General features: G+C 60.0%; 3 protein-coding genes. 1 reads left to right on the top strand and 2 read right to left on the bottom strand.

Annotation, left to right across the window (positions count from 1 at the left end; translation table 11 throughout):
- Together ACFFAR_RS31040 and ACFFAR_RS31035 are read right to left on the bottom strand one after the other, a co-directional pair.
- A partial coding sequence (locus tag ACFFAR_RS31040; protein WP_375509207.1) for an ABC transporter ATP-binding protein occupies positions 1-797 on the bottom strand: 797 nt, incomplete at its 3' end.
- 151 nt (positions 798-948) lie between these two features.
- The gene (locus ACFFAR_RS31035; protein ID WP_086383732.1) at positions 949-2,010 is read right to left on the bottom strand and encodes a polyamine ABC transporter substrate-binding protein; all 1,062 of its coding nucleotides are present in this window, start codon (positions 2,008-2,010) and stop codon (positions 949-951) included.
- A gap of 152 nt (positions 2,011-2,162) precedes the next feature.
- Between ACFFAR_RS31035 and ACFFAR_RS31030 the strand changes: the two genes are divergently transcribed.
- On the top strand, positions 2,163-2,357 hold a 195-nt coding region (locus ACFFAR_RS31030), incomplete at its 3' end, for a hypothetical protein (RefSeq protein ID WP_375509206.1).

Below are 2,357 nucleotides of genomic sequence, written 5' to 3'. Positions count from 1 at the left end.
AACCGGCTCGCCGGATATTCATAGACTTCATGCGGCGTGCCGATCTGCACGATCTCGCCTTCGCTCATCACGGCGAGGCGGCTGGCCATGGTCATCGCCTCTTCCTGATCGTGCGTGACCATGATGCAGGTGACGCCGACACGGTCAAGAATGTTCACCAGTTCGATCTGCGTGCGCTGGCGGATTTGTTTGTCGAGCGCGGACATGGGTTCGTCGAGCACCAGCAGCTTGGGCCGCTTCACGAGACTGCGGGCAAGCGCCACCCGCTGCTGCTGCCCGCCGGACAACTGGTGCGGCTTGCGCTGCGCATATCGCGCCATTTGCACGAGTTCGAGCGTCGTGTGCACGCGCTCCTTGAGTTCCGCGCCGCGCACGCCTTCCTGCTTCAGCCCGAACGCGACGTTCGCTTCCACCGACATATGCGGAAAGAGCGCGTACGACTGGAACATCATGTTCGTCGGCCGGCGATACGGCGGCATGGCTGCGAGATCCTCGCCATCGATCAATATCTGGCCCGATGTCACCGACTCGAGCCCCGCGAGCATGCGCAGCAAGGTGGACTTGCCGCAACCGGAACTGCCGAGCAGCGCAAACAACTCACCCTTCTTGACCGACAGGTTCACGCCTTTCACCGCGACGGTTTCATCGAATTTCTTGACGACATCGACGATCCGCACGAAGTTCTCTTCCGCCCAGTCCGGGCTGCGCATGCCGGGCTCCGGCCGGCGGCCGTTGGGACCGCCTGATCCGTTCTGGCCGCCTTGTGCGGAAGGCACTGCACTCCACTGCTCACTCATGATCTGCTGCCCGGCTTGTGCGCATCCGCGCGTTCGTGCTGCCTCGTTCCACTGCGTTTTTTTCCTGTACCAATGTTCAAACCGGTGACGAACAAAGCCCCCGGGTGACCGGGGGCTTTGCGTTCATCGTACGCCGTGCCGCATCGCTGCTTTATCGGCCGGACTTCAGCTCGGTCCAGAGCCGGGTCTGCAGGCGCTGGATTTCCGGCGGCAACGGCTTGAGCAGGAACAGCGTCTTGATCACGTCCTGCGGCGGATACACGGCGGGATCTTCAGCCACATCCTTCGATACGTACTTGCGCGCTTCCTGGTTCGCGCTCGGGTAATACACCTCGTTCGTGATCGCGGCGTGAACCTGCGGCGTCTCGATGTAATTGATCCACTCGAGCGCGGCTTCCTTGTTCTTCGCGTCCTTCGGGATGGCCATCACGTCGAACCAGACCGGCGCGCCGCCCTTCGGAATGTAATATTCGATCTTGAACGCCTTCTTTGCGTCCACGGCGCGGTGCTTGGCGATCACGACGTCACCGGACCAGCCGTAGGTAAAGCACACATCGCCGCCCACCAGGTCGTTGATGTAGCCAGACGAGTTGAATTGCGTGATGTACGGGCGGATCTTCTTGAGCATCGCGAGCGCGGCGCGGTAGTCGGCCGGGTTCGTGCTCATCGGATCCTTGCCGATGTAATGCAGCGCCGCCGCAAACATCTGGTCCGGCGCGTCGAGCACCGACACGCCGCACGCCTTCAGCTTCGAGATGTTTTCCGGCTTGAACAGGATGTCCCAGTTATCGAGCGGCACGTTCTTGCCGAGAATCTGCTGGACCTTCGTCACGTTGTAGCCAAGACCCGTCGTGCCGTACGCCCAGGGCACCGTGTACTGGTTGCCCGGGTCCGCGCCGGCGACGAGTTTCATCAGGTCGGGATCGAGGTATTTGAGGTTCGGGAGCTTGGATTTGTCGAGCGGAGAAAAAATGCCGGCGGCGATCTGCTTGCCCGCGTAATTGCTGGTCGGCACCACGATGTCATAGCCCGAATTGCCTGTAAGCAACTTGGCCTGCAGCGTGTCGTCGCTGTCGTAGTTGTCGTATTTGACCTTGACGCCGGTCTGCTTCTCGAAGTTCGGGATGGTGTCCTTGGCAATATAGTCCGACCAGTTGTAGACGTTGAGCTGCGTGTCTTTCGCCGATGCCGGCATCGACGCTCCCAATGCCATTGCAGTGGCCACTACTAACGCCGCCGCGCCTGCGCGCTTTGACAACTGGTCCGCCAATTTCTCTGCCATATCAGTTCCTCCGTCCTTTCGACTTGCCGGCCGTTGACTACCCTCATCCCGATGCGCCCTTTCCTTATAGCTCAATCGAGACGGTGAAAAAAACGAAAACTATCATCAAAACGCGTCGCACCAAAAAACAATCGGGAGCGATTGTCGCGCAAAGTGCACATGCGCAGAATCACTGCCTGCAAGGACTGGCGCGAGCTGGTGCATTGTGGCTGGTGCGGACACGGCACCTTATCGATACCGGTAAAGACCATAATGCCGCCAATGAATCTGAAAGCGCA

It is taken from the genome of uncultured Caballeronia sp., assembly GCF_964243625.1.
In the GTDB taxonomy this organism is placed as follows: Bacteria; Pseudomonadota; Gammaproteobacteria; order Burkholderiales; family Burkholderiaceae; genus Caballeronia.
This window is presented reverse-complemented; position numbering and strand designations above follow the sequence as displayed.

Excerpts from the sequence above, each read along its gene's own strand:
- ACFFAR_RS31035 (WP_086383732.1), bottom strand. The coding sequence starts at position 2,010 with ATGGCATTGGGAGCGTCGATGCCGGCATCGGCGAAAGACACGCAGCTC.